This is a genomic window from Paenibacillus sp. FSL K6-0108, assembly GCF_045040695.1.
Lineage (GTDB): Bacteria > Bacillota > Bacilli > Paenibacillales > Paenibacillaceae > Paenibacillus > Paenibacillus pabuli_B.
Map to the genome: position 1 here is coordinate 365,733 of NZ_CP150288.1, position 16,293 is coordinate 382,025.

Sequence of the window (16,293 nt, forward strand, 5' to 3'; positions counted from 1 at the left end):
ATGTCAGAACGCGTAGTAAAACCGGTAATGAAGCCGAAAGCAGATGGAACGCTTTTAACGGTAACACCCGAGTCTGCAGGCTGGGAATATGTTGGTTTTCAGGTCGTGCAGCTTGCGGAGGGACAGATGTTAACTCGTGAGAGCGGGGATCAGGAACTCTGTCTTGTGCTTCTCAGCGGCTTGGCAAATGTAAGTACTCGTGAATATAAGTGGGAGAATATCGGGAAAAGAATGAGTGTTTTTGAGAAAATTCCTCCGTATTCGATTTACGTATCCAGTTCAGATCGAGTAGAGTTAACGGCTCTTACCGCATTGGAGATTGCCATATGTGCGGCACCAGGTAAAGGCACGTATCCAGCTCGTCTGATTGCCCCGGAAGATGTAGGTGTTGAGACGCGTGGTTACGGCAATCTGGAACGACAGATTCACAACATTTTACCGGAACAAAAAGAAGCAGACAGTCTGCTCGTCGTTGAGGTGTTCACGCCAGATGGACATTGGTCGAGCTATCCTCCGCACAAACATGATCGGGATGCCCTGCCTGACGAGTCATTGCTGGAGGAAACGTACTATTTCCGAGTGCAGCCTGAGCAGGGGTTTGCCATTCAACGGATCTATACGGATGATCGGTCTGTGGATGAGACGCTTGCAGTGAACAACGGTGAAGTCGTGCTGGTTCCGTGTGGATACCATCCAGTTGGTGCTCCTCCGGGATACGAGGTTTATTATCTCAATGTGATGGCAGGGCCAACCCGAACCTGGAAGTTCCATAACGATCCAGACCATGATTGGCTAATGAATAAGAAATAGTATCGGCTTCAAGTTGCGTATGCGGACTTCCCCCTGCATAATGAGAAGAAAACGATTACCTATATATAAGGGAATTTATATATAGCACAAATGGGGAAATAACAATGAAAGCAACCATATATGATATAGCACGCGAGGCGGGGGTGTCCATTGCAACCGTCTCACAAGTCATTAACGGCAAAGGTAAAATTAGCGAGAAGCGGCGCACCGAAATCATGGAGATTATGGAGCGTCTTCACTATCAGCCGAGCGCTATTGCTGCTGCACTTACGGGTAAACAGACGTATACGCTCGGACTGCTTGTGCCTGATATCTCCAATCCGTATTTTGCCGAGCTGGCCAGAGCGGTAGAGGATCGCAGTCGGCAGCTGGGCTATAGTGTTGTAATTTGCAGTACCGACAATAAGGACGAGCGGGTAGAGCGGTATCTGAACCTGCTTCAGCAAAAAAGGGTCGATGGCATGATGATCGGAACAGGTATCGATAACGCCGAGATTCTGTCCCCACTCCTGCAACAGTCGATACCTGTTGCTCTGATTGCGCGTCATATTCCGTCATTGTCGGTTCATACCGTTGCCATTGATGACAGGCTTGGAGGTGCCTTGGCCGCACAGCATCTGCTCGAATTGGGTCATACTCATGTAGCGGTGCTGTCCGAACCGTTTAAAGTAAGCAGCAGTCAGGAACGCGTACGCGGATTTCGTGAAGCCTTGGAGAAGGCGGGGCTTTCTCTTGAAGCAGTCCAGGTGAGAGAGTCATCCGCCGATCTGGGTTCAGCCAAGAAAGAAGCGATCGTGCTGCTCATGGAAAAGAATCGGACTACAGGCATTTTCTGCTGTAACGACATGCAGGCGATTGGTGCTCTTCAGGCTGCCAAAGAGCTTGGCCTGCGTGTGCCTGAGGATGTATCTATTATTGGATTCGATAATACGATTCTGGCTTCGGTAACCAGTCCGCCTCTGACAACGATTGCCCAACCTATTGAGGAACTGGGGCGTCGTGCCGTTGATTTATTAATTGATGAGTTAAAAGATGAAAGCCAATTAACGCAGAGAGTTGTCCTGAAGCCTGAATTGGTAGTTAGAGAGTCGACGGGTAATGTTCCAGGTCAATATTAAAAAAAGTGACACAAGCCATGTGCCTCTACGGAGAAACGTGGCTTATTGCATTTACATCTTTGATATGATCGGTAAGATGTATAATACTATTTTATTGAAACGGAACAATTTTTGGATAAGATGGTATACTTAATTAAAATCATTCATGTTTTAATTCACCTAACAATGAGAGGAGATCTCGATGGGGAAAAGAACAAAAATCATTCTTGGTGTAGTGATTGTAATCGTTGTTGCAGCTATTGCAATACCCATGTACATGTCCAAGCAATACAGTACCTTTCGGGCCGAGGTCATTGATCATATGGACATGTTGGATACATTGGAGCTCCTAACTATTAGAAAAATACAGACCTCCGATCCAAACAATGAGGAAGAAGTGATCATTAGAGATCCACAGGAAATTAAAGAGATGCTGAAGCTTGCGAAAGATATCGAACTTAGAAGAGTGAGAAAAATGGATATCTCGGAGCGAAATTCATATTACTATGAATGGCGGCTTTTGATTAAGAAAGAAGATCGATTTACAGAAGGGTTTGGAATTACGTTTTATAATGAACATGCTGTCTCAATATACAGCGAGTACAAAACGAGAGACAAGCACGAAGATTATGAAATTACCAACGCGATTAATTTTAACGAGATGGAACGCCTCTTTACCAATTTGAAGGAGGGGAAAGAATGACAGAGTATCAATTGCGTCCGATCGAGCAGCAGGATATTCCTTTTCTGTGGGAGATGTTGTATGCATCCCTATTTAAGCGGGAGGGCGAAGAACCTTTTGAACCTGAGATCATACATAGCTCCGGCATGTCCAAGTACGTTGAAGGTTGGGGGAGAGACGGGGATTTCGGATTTATAGCCGTGGATTCTCAGTGCAAGCGTATCGGATCGGTGACGTTGCGGTTTTTTAATGATCAGAATGCGGGATATGGTTATGTTAATGCGGCTATACCCGAGATGGGAATGGCCGTGATCGAGACGGCGCGTGGCAAAGGAATAGGCAGCCGTCTCATTCAGGCGGCGTTAGATGAGGCTCGGAAGCGGGGAATTGACGCCGTTTCGCTTAGTGTTGACCCGGCTAATGAAGCCATTCGGCTTTATCGGCGTTTCGGGTTCGTTGAGAAAGGCATGTGTGGTACATCTGTAACGATGGTTTGTGCTTTGAACCCGTGATCATGGTCTGTTGCATACATATCAAACCTATTCAGATGAAGAGTGTGAAACTACAAAAGGCGCTCCCTCAGGTTCAGGGAAGCGCCTTTAAATATGACTGCGTGTTCCTCGCAATGTATTTTCTTCGCGCTCACAGGGCAGTTCCTTTTGACTATTTTAATAAAAATGCCAAAGCCTCATCATAGATTTCCACTGGAATTCGGTCTGATGCTGTGATTCCTTGGAGATCCGGTACATAAAGCATAAGAAAGCCGCCCAGTACGAGCAATCTGGTGGGCGGCTCTTAACGATGTTTAAAAACCAATCTTCAAGCTGTTGCCTTCCGTAGCTATTCCTTCCGAACGGGTGATGGGCAGCTTCTGTTCTGCGGAGAATCCAAGTGTCTCGCCGTCATGCAAATTCACATCATTTTCGACAACATAAGTTGCAGTCATATACATCATTTCAAATACTTCACTTAAGGGCTTTGCGGATTGAGTGATTTCCATCTCCTCTTTCCCGAAATTGCGTAACCCATAAGTATAGGCCGATGCACCGTTTTCAGGACTTTGAAATAATCCGATGAAGATCCAGAGGGATACGGGCAGCTCTTGATCCTTGATTCCACGACTGATGTCCACGTACTGTCCTGCTTCCACCACGAGTGGCGCCATATATATAGCCAGCGCATGATCAAGCTGGAGCAGGGCACTCGATGTTTGGGTGAACAGAATATGTGCCTGAATGGCGTCGGTTGCATTTAGAACTGAGACAATAATCTGAGATTGATGCCGTGAGGTGACTTGTACCGCATCCCGCCACAGCACATTTAATTTGGCATTCTCCTCTACTTCGCGGTCAGGTACAGGAGCATTAATATGTGCACACACCACCTGCATTCCATCCACTTCGAAAAAAAGATTGCCTTCCTCCGGACGTTCCTCAATCTCAATATCCCACTCATTTTTCATCGTGGTGATGAATTGCTCAAAATTACAATCTTCGTTTTCCAGCAAAACAAATCCAACGATGGTTTCACTATATGGAGCAGTATTTACGGCTCCGGCTGCGGGCGCAGCTTCCTTTTTGCGACGCCGAAGCTTGTCAAACAGTCCCATGAAGCGTGCTCCTTTCCAGACCAATCACAGTGATCGGGCATCATCCAATGCCTCTATAACCTTACCTTACCACATTGGAGTTCGGAATGAATCCAGAAGGGTATGGTCAACAGGCGATCAGAGGAAAAGAACCAGAAGCAATGCAATAATCGCAGGCAGCCCTTGTTTGATAATGATGGACCGAGTAGCGGTTACGCCTCCGTAAAGGGCGGCAATAATGACACATGCCAGGAAGAAGATCTGAATGTGTTGTCCGACCGATTCATCCGGATAGACGAGTCCCCAAATTAACCCGGCGGCCAGAAATCCGTTGTACAGCCCCTGATTTGCAGCCAAGGACTTGGTGGATTGGGCCAGTTCAGGAGTAAGACCGAACGTTTTCATGGTGCGTGGACGCGTCCACAGGAACATCTCCATCACCATGATGTAGAAGTGCTCGATGGCTACTATAGCGACGAAAATGATACTGATCAAAAGAAACACCTTGCTTTCTTATATGTCATTTATTTACTTGTCCTACTCAGTATAAATGTTTGCCATCCGAACTGAAAGTATAAAATTAATTTTACACAAATTAATTGTGTAATTTAATAATCACACTCCGTTATCTTCTGGAATTGACGTAATCTTCAGGGGTGCTGCCGATGATGGACTTGAAATCTTTGATAAAGTGTGATTGATCATGATATCCAAGGTCCTGGGACAGCTTAACCAGATCGCAATCCCCACCCCGCTCCATCAGTTCAGCAGCATTTTGTAGTCGGTAGAGTTTGATCACCATTTTGGGGCTGATGCCCACATACTGATGGAACAGGCGCTGGAGCTTTCTTGTGTGTATATTCCAAGAGGCAGATAAATCATCGACTCGCAACATATCCCGTTGCTGCTCAATCTGCAGTACAATCTGGCTGACCAGAAGGGCTTGTCCGTCGGGAGGCGGGAGGTGTTCACAGAGTAGTTGATCCATGTAGCTGACTTTGTCTGCATCACTTCCGTCCCCAAGCAATCGTTCTTCGAGCTGCGGAGCATCCACATCAAGCACACCAGAGACTTCCAAGGGGTTTTCATACAATGCGGAAACAGGAGTGCGAATGAATGGATAGAAGCCGCCAGGCTTAAATTTCACCCCAAACACGCTTCCTTTTCCGCGGACGAGATAGGAGAATTTCTGTCCGGATGGGCCGAAGAAAAAGGTGTTTCCCCGCTCGACTACCAGATTGACACATGGATTTGGAACCACATGCTGAGGGTAAGGATCATGTCCGGTAAGATCCCATGAGACAATCCAGAAATGCCTTACCAAAGAACTCAGTGCTTCGGAAGGGGCATAACGGTTTAGGCAATATCGTTTATCACCCTCATCCAGATTTAGAAGACCCATACTAGGTTTCGCAGCATGATTAGTACGTTTCATTTATGTGGACTCCTCCAGATATCCCGTCAATTCTTCTTCGTTACGAACAATGCACAATTTATGTTGATGAGGCTGCAAAAACGCCATGATTAGCGCTTTTTCCTTACGGTCGTGTTGATAGCTCCATTTATACATCCGCCAGAGCATGGTGAAAGTCTGTCTGTAATTTCCTTGTTCCAGCCCGAGCTTCTGTACTGTGAAGCGTTTGAGAATACGCACATTCCTTTTCCACACGGGGGTATTCAAATAAACGATAAGATCAGCCTGTTCGAAACTTTTTGCCACCCATGTATAGTGTACACCTTCAATAATCCACTGATTGGAATGTACGGCGTTATTCAGGAGTGTTTCCCGCGTTTCTGGACTATTGCGAATATCCTCTCCTTGAGGGACTCGTTGCCACACGATGTTGTCGAGCTCATAATGAGGAAGGTCCAGCCTTGCGGATAAATGGCGGGCCAGTGTAGATTTGCCGCTACCGACGGAGCCGATAATATGTATTTTGTTTGGCCTGAGTTTGATCATGGACTTACCTTTGTTCCCTGAACAGCAACGCACGAACAGCGAAACGTGGCAAAATAAGTTGTCTGCGCCATCTGGAAGGCTGGCTGAGCAGTCGATATAGCCATTCCAGGTTAAGCTTCTGCCATATTGCAGGAGCCCGTTTGGTTTTGCCGGCCAGAATATCCAGGCTTCCTCCAACTCCGATGGCTACACGAGCATTTAGTTGATGGCGATATTTGTTGATCCAGCGTTCGGCAGTAGGTGCTCCTAGGGCCACGATAAGAAAATCAGGCTGTGCCTCATGAATCTCTTCTACAATCCTTTGCTCCTCATCCATAGTGAAAAATCCGTGTTGTCTGCCACGAACAACGACTCCAGGGTAGTTCTGCGCAATAACTTCTACCGCCCGCTTACTGACACTTTCTTCTGCCCCCAGTATATAAAAGGACCAATGCTTCCGGCTTCCTGCCTCCAGCAAACGAAAAAGCAGATCACAACCTGTCACCCGTTCGGTCAATTGTCCACCCCGAAAGCGGGATACCATAACAATGCCTGCGCCGTCAGCGGTCACAATACCTGCCTGATCCACAACTGAACGAAGCGCCTGATCCTTCTGGCAGGACATGATGATTTCCGGATTGCCCGTGATGACATGGAACAGTTCAGCTTGTTTCTGATCGACAACATCATCAAGAATCGTAACCGTCTGTTCCATAGTTATATTGGGGAAAGGGATCCCCATAATATTCGTTGTATGATTCATGTTTAGGTTCCTTTCTGGATACTAACCATCCGTCCTGAATTGTATACGGTTTCTGTTATTTCATTCCAATTTAGTATATCTGATCTCCGGGCAAAGCACTATATTTGTTGAATTTCAGGTTAGCATAATTTCTAGAAAATTCGCATGGTGTCCTCTTTCTGGTTTTACATATGAATAGGTCGGTTTCAACGTCAAATACGGTTTTCTCTATTTATATTATATTTTCGTTGTTGTCGCGTTTTTACAATACGCTGTTGGGGTATAACGATAGGATAGTATTGCAAGCAAGTGTCAGTTGTACCTTCAATACAACACATAAAGGAAGTGAATTCATGGAATTAAAATATGAGTTCTATATTAATGCCGGGCAGGAAGAAGTGTGGAATGCCCTAATCTCGCCTGAGGGTACACGGAGCAGTTTTTTTGGCAGTGAACTTCGTTCCAATTTCCAGCCGGGTCAGCCTTTCGCCTATGTAGGACCTGGAAATGACGGGGCAGAGACGGTTCATGTGTACGGCGATATTTTGGAATTCGAACCTTTATCCCTATTAAGCTACCTTGAACATCCCGGGCCCTCCTATCATGCCAATCATGCCGAGCTCCAATCCAGAGTGGTGTTTCAACTGGAGAAGGTAGGGGAATGTACAAAGCTAACACTAATCAATGACCAATTTACGGACAACCATCCATCTTTCGCGAACGCACAGAATAGCTGGTGGATGATATTGAGCAGTATCAAGACATGGATAGAGACAGGCAAAACGCTGGATTTTGGTTGGTAAAGATGTCGATAGCGAGAGGAAATATAAATATAACATCATACTCTTATGAAAAAAGCGCTGTTAAAGCGTTTTTTTTATTTCATTTTCGCTCAAATGGGTGAAAACCCTCTACATTTAATGTCTTATTATGTCGAAATATATAGAAATGACATTAGAGGAGAAATTGAGATGTTTCGTAAACGTGCCCAAACGATCAAGCAAGCCCCTGTGAGCTCGATTCAACAATTATTGGAATATAGTCGTAAACTGGTTAAAGACGCAGAGCAAGGGATATATACCAGTGAGATGGAATTAATCAATGATTCTCAGGAAGCTGGTGAAATTGCACATAATATCAATAAAGCGTTACATATGCTGAAGAAGCAAAATGAAGCATCGGATATGCGCCTCAGAATGCTAAATCAGGCATTGAATATCGGACTCTGGGAATCCGAAATTGTTGCAGGAGACCCTCTGGATGACAATAATATCATTGTTTTTTCCAATGAATTTCGTCAAATGTTAGGCTTCAGCAATACGAGGGATTACCCCGATGCCTTCGCAAGCTGGGCCAAATCAATCCATCCTGATGATAGACCTCAGCTGGTTCAGGAAATTATGAAAAATGTTAATGATTCTTCTGATAAGGCCGCATACAATGTAACAAGCCGAATGGTAACGAAGAGTGGAGAAGTACGCTGGTTTCGCTGTCTTGGACAAGTGGTCAGAAATGATGATGGCGTTCCGGTTAAACTTTTGGGTATCATGTTTGATATTCATGATGAGAAAAGTAAATCCGACGAGTTGGAAGCACTCGTTACCCGATATGACTTGGTAAATCGCGCATTGGTAGAAGCGCCATGGGATATGACCGTTGTTGCCGGAGATGTAGTTAACCCCAACAATGAATTCTGGTGGTCACCACAGTTTCGCCGGGAGCTTGGATTTACCGATGAGCAGGATTTCCCGAATGTGTTCAGCAGTTGGAGCAGCCGACTTCACCCGGAAGATCATGACCGTACAATTAATGAATTCGCCAAACACATGAACGATTACAGCGGGCGGACACCATACGACCTCGATTACCGTTTGCAACGTAAGAATGGGGAATATCGCTGGTATCATGCAGGTGGTGAGACGATTCGGGACAGCAACGGAGTACCACTCCGTGTAGCGGGAACCATTCGTGACGTGACACATGAGAAGAATAAGGAACAGATCGTCGAAGCGATGAATCAGAAAACGAAGCTTTTATCCGAATCCATCGGTGAGATGGTACGTGGAATCAACTCAATTACCGATCAGGCTCAGGAACTGGTTACTGCACAAGAGTTATCCGCGGACGCGGCCATTCAGGTGAAGAGCAGTGCAGATGACACCAAGAACATTACAGCGTTTATAAGGGAAATTGCTAGCCAAACCAATTTGCTTGGTCTGAATGCAGCCATTGAAGCAGCCAGAGCGGGAGAGCTTGGTCTTGGTTTCGGAGTTGTTGCCGGAGAAGTGCGGAAATTGGCTGACCACAGCTCACAGGCTACAATTAATATTGAAGACAGTATGCAGGCAATGAAGACGTTTATTGACCAGATTCTGGACCACATTGGCAACATGTCCACACTGACGCAGAATCAGGCTGCCCTCACACAGCAGGTAAACGCCTCAATGGATGAGATCAATATAATGTCGCAGGATTTGGTGGACTATTCACGGAACTTGTAAGATCAGGCACTGGTGGTAAGGTGTTATTCTAATCACTTTTAGGTGGAAAAATCTTCTTTAAAAGAAAAAACCATCGTGGCAAGTACTTGCTCACGATGGTTTATTTGTTTAGAGCTATGTCGGCCAATTCATAGGTTGAATTATACTTGTTGAACTTTGATCAAGTTGGTGTTACCGGATTGACCAATCGGTACGCCAGCGGACAATACGATGATGTCCCCTTTTTCGATATAACCGGTTTTGATTGCATTGCGTGTAGCGGACTCGAACATTTCATCGGTTGTTGTTACTTTGTCGCCCATCACCGGAATGACACCGGAGAGCAGGCAGATTTTCGCAAGTACTTCTTCATGCTGTGTAACCGCGATGATCGGTGCTTTTGGACGATATTTGGAGATCATACGTGCCGTAAATCCACTCTCGGTAGAAGTGATGATCGCTTTGGCATTCAGAACGAGGGAGGAACTAACTGCTCCCTGACTAATAACTTCGGTAATGTCAGCTACTTGTTGAGCGGATTTTTGTCCGAATTGTTCTTTGTAATCAATCATCGTTTCAGCACGGCGAGCAACAGCTGCCATCGTGCGCACGGATTGTACCGGATATTTACCTGCTGCCGATTCACCAGACAACATCACAACGTCTGCCCCTTGAAGAACAGCGTTAGCAACGTCACTCACCTCGGAACGAGTTGGACGCGGATTCACTTGCATCGATTCCAACATGTGTGTTGCGACGATAACCGGTTTACCTGCGCGGTTACATTTATCGATCATTTCTTTTTGCATCATAGGTACGTCTTCGATTGGTACTTCAACCCCGAGATCTCCACGCGCTACCATGATACCGTCAGATGCTTCAATGATATCGTCCAGGTTGGTCATGCCTTCCTGGTTTTCGATTTTGGAGATGATTTGTACATGATCTACACCGCGTTCTTTCAGGATGCTGCGAATTTCACGAATGTCGTCGCCTTTACGAACAAAGGAAGCAGCGATGATTTCGATACCGTTTTCGATCCCAAATCCGATGTGCATCACGTCACGTTCCGTTACACCTGGCAAAGTCGTTTTGATTCCTGGCAAGTTAACACCTTTGCGTGGTTTCAGAATGCCGCCGCTGATGATTTTACAGTGAATATCTGAACCTTCTACAGACAGTACAGTCAGATCTACCAAGCCATCATCGATGAGGATGCGATCTCCAGGTTTTACAACGAGGTTCAATTCCGGATAGTTTACCGAAATGCGCTCAGCGTCCCCAAGAATTTCTTCAGTAGTCAGGATAAGCTCTTTACCCGCTTGCAGATGGCAGGATGCTTCTTTCAGTTTGCCAATACGAACTTCCGGTCCCTTGATATCCATCATGATCGGTACATAGGTATTCAATTCGGAAGCCGCTTTGCGGATATTGTTAATACGTGCCACGTGATCTTCCAGCTCACCATGAGCCATGTTCAGACGGGCAACAGTCATTCCTTCCTGGATCATTACTTTTAACAATTCGATTGAGTCACAAGCAGGTCCCATCGTACAAATAATTTTTGTTTTCAACATGCTGTTTTCCTCCTCATATGTTTGCTTATATGTGTATTGTAGCGTTTTCTGTCGAATCAGGGTATGAACTATAGTACAATGAATAGAATATAGTCCAGTATTGAGGTGTGTTATGGTCACTCCATTAGAAGTACGACACATCAATGGTGTCGGTTGGTATGAAGAAGCGGTGCAGTCACAGGCAACTTGGCGGTTAAGCTTGGTTACTTATGGAAAATGTGTATATTGGGTGAACGGAGAGAAGCAGATCATGGAGAAGGGTGAGCTGCTGCTAATTCCCGCTGGCATTCCGTATTACGGCAAAAGCATTCCTACCGTAACTCACACGCAAATTGTTGTTCAATTACAGGGGGATCAAGCACAAGGTTTGCCCTTACTGGAACATAGCGAGGCCTTGCGATATAAGCCCGGATGTTATGAACTGGTTCATGAACGTATGAAAGCTATCCAACAACAATGGCAGGAGCGTCCGTCTTATTATGTCATGATGAGCCAAGCCTTATTGATGGAAGTGCTAATTTATATAAACAGAGAACTGGATCGAGGGGTTATTCCACCGGAGAGACATGTGCATGCAGAGCGAATGAAGCGATACATTGAGCGGCATTACCGGGAGAAAGTCACGAAAGAAGAGCTGGGGGACGAGATTGGTAAAACTCCCAATTATGCAGCCGCGTTATTTAAAAGCATGACCAATCAAACGATCAGCCAATATGTTCATGATCAACGGATGAAAAGGGCAGTATACCTGCTTACAGAGTCACAGCTCTCCATTCAGGAAATTGCAGAATTTCTCGGTTACCGTGACCTGTCTTATTTCTACCGGATATTCAAGCGTTTAATGGGGAGTCCTCCATCTGATTTGCTCCATGAACGTCCACCCATTGTATGAACCCATAGGGTCGCCATGGTGGCGTCTTGAAAATTACTTTCATTATAAGCATCAACGTAATCACGCAAAAAAAAGAGGGCCACGGCCCTCTTTTTGGTTTCATGACAGTCGAATTTCTCCTGCCTTTGCAATATAAATTATACTAAGCGTTGCTGCTTGTATTTGTAGCCGTAAGCTGCTGCTTTGTTTTTTTGCTTGTCAGACCAACGCGAACCGCAACCACATGCACAACCCAATACGCTGCCTCCGCGAACAGAATTCCGCCTGCCACATCCAGCAGCGAATGCTGCTTCACAAACACCGTCGAAGCGATAATCAGCCACAGCCATACAGACCAGGAGATCCGCGCCAGCGGTTTGAAGTTCAAGTGGCGGTTGATAATAATGAAGAGCAAATAACTTGTGAGACAGTGGATGCTTGGAAAACAGTTAAATGGAGCATCATTGGTATAGATAAATTGTACAAGCGCACTGCTTAGACCTGTTCCAATAGCTTCTGGTCGCGGCACGTAAGTAGGGAATACCGCAAAAACGATATTGGCTGCAATTACACCTACGTTATAGGTAATTATCATACGCCAGAATAACGATTTGTTCGTCAGACCCAAATAGAGAAATCCAAGATACAGAATCGGCATCCAGCTGACATAAGGATAAATAAATTCTTTGATATAAGGAATCTGTGTATCAATCCAGGCATAATTGTAGAAGACATCACTTCCGGTGTTACTGCCGAGCAAAACATAAATGGAACCTTGAAGCGGTATACATAAAATTGCCAGCAAATGTCCCCAGCGCATAAATAATGCTTTCATCATATCCTCCTGATCGTTCTTCATTTCGAAGCATATCTTAACTTTCTCTATATATGACGTTTCAGAAGTATCATACCCCTGCAGCGCTTCATTTTATTTCTACTATAATAGACATTTTAGCACTTGAGCCATACCTGATTGTAAGGTAAAAGCTGTAAGAGGAATTCTCTTTTTTGTTACTTTTATAATTTTATCCAGAAAAAGATATCCCAATATTCAGTAGATGTGATACAACTATATTGTCATATGAGTTCATGTGACAACTACTAAAGTTGAAATGAGGAAGGTACAATCTATGAAAAACCCGCAATCCATGCAAAAACAAACCTTTTCCGTGCGCAGACCTGTACTAACAGTAGTCATTATTGAACTGCTTTTATTGTTGGCGGTTTTCGCGGCAGGGGCAGTTGCAACTGTGAAGCAGTTGGACTACACATCACCAGTTTTGATGTCGTTCACTCCAATTGCCCTCGTGCTTATTATTTACCTTACCCTGCGTCACAAATGGAGAGAGACTGGATTTCAGTCTTTAGCGGCCATTCCGGCAAGTCATGCAAAGTATTATATTCCGCTACTCCTTGTACTGGGTACTCTTGCTCTGAAGGGATTTACAGAATTAACCGTATCCAAGGTAGCCTTTTTTATTATGTTCACCTTGCTTGTAGCCTTTGTAGAGGAAACCATTTATCGTGGACTTATATTCAAAACATTATTGCGTAAGAGTGCGATTGCGGCAGTTGTAACCTCAAGTATTTTATTTTCAATAACACATATCATGAATGCTTTATCAGGCCAGAGTATGGCAGATACGATGCTTCAGCTGGTGTATGCATTGCTGCTTGGAGCAGTGCTCGCGCTGTTAATGCTGAAAAACGGAAATATCGTACCGTTAATCCTGTTTCATTTCATACATAATTTAATTCAGTTTCTCGGCAATGACCGGCAAGATACGGGAACACTTCCTTACGATCTCTTTATATTAGTTGTATTGGTTGTTTATTGCGTATGGCTAACAGTTAGCCTTCGAACGAAGTTATCTTCTAAGAAGAGTAGTCCGCCGGGGGGTTCAGTAGTTCATTAAATGGGTCTGAATCAGTCCCAGCATAACTCTGTTTACCGCCAGCCATGGGATCGTGGTATACTTCAGTCTGGCGGTATGACAGGCTTGTTCAACAGCAATTGAAGGCCTTGTCCATCTGTACAATGGGATAGATAATAGGTGATATAATGGAAAAGACAGCACAGGCAATTGCGGAATGGATGGTACAGGAGATTAAATTTACCGGTACGCTTCATCAGGAGGCTGCAATTGAATATGTAAAAGCCAATTTTGGGGAAGAATTCGTATTTGTAAATGAGAATGGAAATGCTTCTTTGTCAAAAGAAGTGAAGAAAGCGTTCCGCAAGCTACACCGTGGGCAGATTGCATGGGATCGTGATGCCTTTATGTGGGCATGGACCTAGTGTGTTATCCAGAATCAGCTGAACTTTCATGGATGTGTTGGATATGCATGTCAAAATATTTTATAAAAAATGTATAAGTTGGTTCGGATCTGCATATCCTTTCATAAGACCGCAACGAGCTGCAGGGCAAGTGACAAAACCTGTCCCAGTACGTGCGAATAACATGTATTTCCAAAGCTGTTTGAAAAGAAAATACAAAGATTTGCTTTTTGGTGGAAACGGAGTTATAATGAGAACAAGTTGTAGAGAGTGGAAAACCTAATTCACATATTGTAAAGGGCGATCACTTATAGGTTATGACTGGTACCTTTTTCAATGTGTGAATTTTTATTTGCTTGCTGCAAAGAACAAAGGAACATGTTAATCTTTATTTGGAGGTGTAATTCACATGCAAAACGGAACAGTAAAATGGTTCAACGCTGATAAAGGCTTCGGTTTCATCGAAGTTGAAGGCGGAGAAGATGTATTCGTACACTTCAGCGCTATTACAGGCGAAGGCTTCAAAACGCTGGACGAAGGTCAACGCGTGCAATTTAAAATTGTACAAGGAAACCGTGGTCCTCAAGCAGAAGAAGTTGTAAAACTGTAATTAAAGCATAGCTGCCTTTAACATGTTATAATGGTAAAGGCAGCTTCTTTTTTTTGAGCAGCCATAATGAAAGTCGGCCCAATAGTTGTCTAGACAGAAGTCCGAACGGGACAGAACTTCCGCTAAGTAGTGGCTTCTGTGAAATAACGTCGGTTAGATGTTTTTCCATAACAAAGGGGGTAGAAGTCATGTATAATCGCAAAAAACCGTTGGAAGAGATTCCACAAGCGGATGCGGCAATCTGGGAATGTACGAGTGATACGTGCAAAGGATGGATGCGGGACAATTTTGCGTTTGATAGCGTGCCTACTTGTCCGATATGTGCTTCTGAGATGGTTAGCACGACCAGGATGCTGCCATTGCTTGAAAATTCGAATAGCAATCTGAAAACGATGCCTAAAGGAAATCGGATTTAACATAGCTTACCCGCCTCTAACGAGGTGTTTTTTTTTAAGTTGAATATGACATCTTGTTTAAAGGTATGGGTATTAAATATGAAGTTCCCGGCATTCGTTTTGGCGAATGCCTTTTTTTGTGTCTTTTTTAGTATGCCGGATAATAAGTCATCACCGCCTTGACAGCTCACAGTTCCAGACCCTCCAAACGACGGTGGCTACGTTGTATGTGTACAATCTCATTGCGTGTCTACATAGGTAGCGAACAAATAAATTTTCACATTATATTTTTGCTGGATCAAGAAAAGAATTACTTCAAAAAACATATTTGTCCAAGTGCAGCCTGTATCAATCTTTAAGTGTTCTACCATATGTAAAACATTTACTTTTTTTAAATTGATTGGTATGATAGAGGTGCCGGCCGGCTTTCAATAATAAAAAAGCTCAGGGAGGGTAATTTGAATATGAAGCCAATTGTAAAACTGATCTCAGCTGCTACACTTATACTTACTTTAGTGTCCCCGACAACTATTTTTGCCGCAGGTACTGGCGATAATCCGACATTTACTTCCGACATTCCTACAGCTGCACAGCAAACTGCAAAAGCTCAAAAAAGTCAACTTGCTCTTCAAAAGGCAGAACAATTGGCCAGTGGAATTTCCATGTTTGCACTGGGAGAATCCAAAACAATCGCTGTGCCAAGCTATCAGCAAGAAAAAAGTTATTGGTGCGGCCCTGCTACGACTAAACAGGTACTCGGATTTTTTAATGGATCATCAAGCTCCCAAACCACTTATGCTAAAGAGCTTGGTACCACTACAGATGGTACTGACTTCTCTCTTGTCGATGATGTCATTAACAAATATCAAACGAAGAATACGTATATATACCAAAGTTTTACCTCGTCAGATTACCTTACCTGGAAATCAGCTATGATACTTTCGATTGACTGGGGGAATCCGGCGGTTCTTGATTTAAAAATCACGTCTGCCAACATGCCACTTTATCCAAGAACTGTCGAAGGACACATTTTAAATACGTCCGGGTATAATGTAATCAGTGAAAATGATAAGAAACTCAGGTTGACAGATCCGTTTGACGAAGGAGGGCGTGGCGTTACGCTCGGTAATGTATGGCATCCATTTGACGGTGTGTGGGGTGCAAACCAAGCTCACTTCCGTAAAGCCATTCTTTGGTAGGGCTAATACGATTCGAATAGGAGGG

Annotated in this window: 19 protein-coding genes; 12 read left to right on the plus strand and 7 right to left on the minus strand. The window is 44.4% G+C overall.

Annotated elements, in window-relative coordinates; all coding sequences use genetic code 11:
- The 4 genes from iolB (at position 1) to MHB49_RS01785 (ending at position 3,101) form a co-directional block, all read left to right on the plus strand.
- Complete coding sequence (gene iolB, locus MHB49_RS01770) at positions 1 to 810, plus strand: 5-deoxy-glucuronate isomerase (protein WP_405154803.1); 810 nt, start codon at positions 1 to 3, stop codon at positions 808 to 810.
- Between the two features lie 104 nt (positions 811 to 914).
- Positions 915 to 1,928, plus strand: a complete 1,014-nt coding sequence (locus MHB49_RS01775) for a LacI family DNA-binding transcriptional regulator (RefSeq protein ID WP_405154804.1) — start codon at positions 915 to 917, stop codon at positions 1,926 to 1,928.
- A 181-nt stretch (positions 1,929 to 2,109) separates the two neighbouring features.
- A complete protein-coding gene (locus MHB49_RS01780) occupies positions 2,110 to 2,610 on the plus strand; it encodes a hypothetical protein (protein ID WP_405154805.1) in 501 nt (166 codons plus the stop codon).
- Positions 2,607 to 3,101, plus strand: coding sequence for a GNAT family N-acetyltransferase (locus MHB49_RS01785; protein ID WP_405154806.1), 495 nt, complete (start codon positions 2,607 to 2,609; stop codon positions 3,099 to 3,101). The genes MHB49_RS01780 and MHB49_RS01785 overlap by 4 nt, the downstream gene beginning before the upstream one ends.
- 293 nt (positions 3,102 to 3,394) lie before the next feature.
- Here the strand turns inward: MHB49_RS01785 and MHB49_RS01790 are convergent, their stop codons facing one another.
- The 5 genes from MHB49_RS01790 to MHB49_RS01810 all read right to left on the minus strand — a co-directional run bounded on the left by MHB49_RS01790 (position 3,395) and on the right by MHB49_RS01810 (position 6,879).
- Positions 3,395 to 4,198 (minus strand): DUF4261 domain-containing protein, encoded by an 804-nt coding sequence (locus MHB49_RS01790; RefSeq protein WP_405154807.1) that lies wholly within the window; start codon positions 4,196 to 4,198, stop codon positions 3,395 to 3,397.
- A 117-nt stretch (positions 4,199 to 4,315) separates the two neighbouring features.
- Positions 4,316 to 4,672, minus strand: a complete 357-nt coding sequence (locus MHB49_RS01795; protein ID WP_405154808.1) for a DUF1304 domain-containing protein — start codon at positions 4,670 to 4,672, stop codon at positions 4,316 to 4,318.
- A 130-nt stretch (positions 4,673 to 4,802) separates the two neighbouring features.
- Positions 4,803 to 5,612, minus strand: coding sequence for a DUF6597 domain-containing transcriptional factor (locus tag MHB49_RS01800; protein WP_405154809.1), 810 nt, complete (start codon positions 5,610 to 5,612; stop codon positions 4,803 to 4,805).
- Positions 5,613 to 6,137: an AAA family ATPase gene (locus MHB49_RS01805; protein WP_405154810.1), complete on the minus strand. Its 525-nt coding sequence runs from the start codon at positions 6,135 to 6,137 to the stop codon at positions 5,613 to 5,615.
- 4 nt (positions 6,138 to 6,141) lie between these two features.
- Positions 6,142 to 6,879, minus strand: coding sequence for a WecB/TagA/CpsF family glycosyltransferase (locus MHB49_RS01810; protein ID WP_405154811.1), 738 nt, complete (start codon positions 6,877 to 6,879; stop codon positions 6,142 to 6,144).
- 332 nt (positions 6,880 to 7,211) lie between these two features.
- On the opposite strand from MHB49_RS01810, the gene MHB49_RS01815 reads away from it, so the two are divergent.
- Both MHB49_RS01815 and MHB49_RS01820 read left to right on the plus strand, forming a co-directional pair.
- Positions 7,212 to 7,661 (plus strand): SRPBCC family protein, encoded by a 450-nt coding sequence (locus tag MHB49_RS01815; protein ID WP_247900329.1) that lies wholly within the window; start codon positions 7,212 to 7,214, stop codon positions 7,659 to 7,661.
- Positions 7,662 to 7,829: 168 nt separating this feature from the next.
- Positions 7,830 to 9,359 carry a PAS domain-containing protein gene (locus MHB49_RS01820; protein WP_405154812.1) on the plus strand — a complete coding sequence of 510 codons (1,530 nt, stop codon included), beginning with the start codon at positions 7,830 to 7,832 and terminating at the stop codon, positions 9,357 to 9,359.
- A gap of 140 nt (positions 9,360 to 9,499) precedes the next feature.
- On the opposite strand, the gene pyk is transcribed toward MHB49_RS01820, so the two are convergent.
- Entirely contained in the window at positions 9,500 to 10,915 is a 1,416-nt protein-coding gene (gene pyk, locus MHB49_RS01825; protein WP_247900331.1) for a pyruvate kinase, read from the minus strand.
- A gap of 112 nt (positions 10,916 to 11,027) precedes the next feature.
- Between pyk and MHB49_RS01830 the strand changes: the two genes are divergently transcribed.
- Positions 11,028 to 11,807 carry an AraC family transcriptional regulator gene (locus MHB49_RS01830; protein WP_405154813.1) on the plus strand — a complete coding sequence of 260 codons (780 nt, stop codon included), beginning with the start codon at positions 11,028 to 11,030 and terminating at the stop codon, positions 11,805 to 11,807.
- A gap of 142 nt (positions 11,808 to 11,949) precedes the next feature.
- Here MHB49_RS01830 and MHB49_RS01835 read toward each other — a convergent pair whose 3' ends face one another.
- Positions 11,950 to 12,624, minus strand: a complete 675-nt coding sequence (locus tag MHB49_RS01835) for a phosphatase PAP2 family protein (RefSeq protein WP_405154814.1) — start codon at positions 12,622 to 12,624, stop codon at positions 11,950 to 11,952.
- A 292-nt stretch (positions 12,625 to 12,916) separates the two neighbouring features.
- Between MHB49_RS01835 and MHB49_RS01840 the strand changes: the two genes are divergently transcribed.
- The 5 genes from MHB49_RS01840 (at position 12,917) to MHB49_RS01860 (ending at position 16,268) form a co-directional block, all read left to right on the plus strand.
- Positions 12,917 to 13,702, plus strand: a complete 786-nt coding sequence (locus MHB49_RS01840; RefSeq protein ID WP_405154815.1) for a CPBP family intramembrane glutamic endopeptidase — start codon at positions 12,917 to 12,919, stop codon at positions 13,700 to 13,702.
- A gap of 146 nt (positions 13,703 to 13,848) precedes the next feature.
- On the plus strand, positions 13,849 to 14,085 hold the full coding sequence (locus tag MHB49_RS01845) for a DUF6953 family protein (protein WP_247900335.1): 237 nt from the start codon (positions 13,849 to 13,851) through the stop codon (positions 14,083 to 14,085).
- A 388-nt stretch (positions 14,086 to 14,473) separates the two neighbouring features.
- Complete coding sequence (locus MHB49_RS01850; RefSeq protein ID WP_024633772.1) at positions 14,474 to 14,674, plus strand: cold-shock protein; 201 nt, start codon at positions 14,474 to 14,476, stop codon at positions 14,672 to 14,674.
- A 188-nt stretch (positions 14,675 to 14,862) separates the two neighbouring features.
- The gene (locus tag MHB49_RS01855; RefSeq protein ID WP_024633773.1) at positions 14,863 to 15,090 is read left to right on the plus strand and encodes a cold-shock protein; all 228 of its coding nucleotides are present in this window, start codon (positions 14,863 to 14,865) and stop codon (positions 15,088 to 15,090) included.
- 443 nt (positions 15,091 to 15,533) lie between these two features.
- Positions 15,534 to 16,268, plus strand: coding sequence for a C39 family peptidase (locus MHB49_RS01860; protein ID WP_405154816.1), 735 nt, complete (start codon positions 15,534 to 15,536; stop codon positions 16,266 to 16,268).
- Positions 16,269 to 16,293 lie beyond the last annotated feature (25 nt).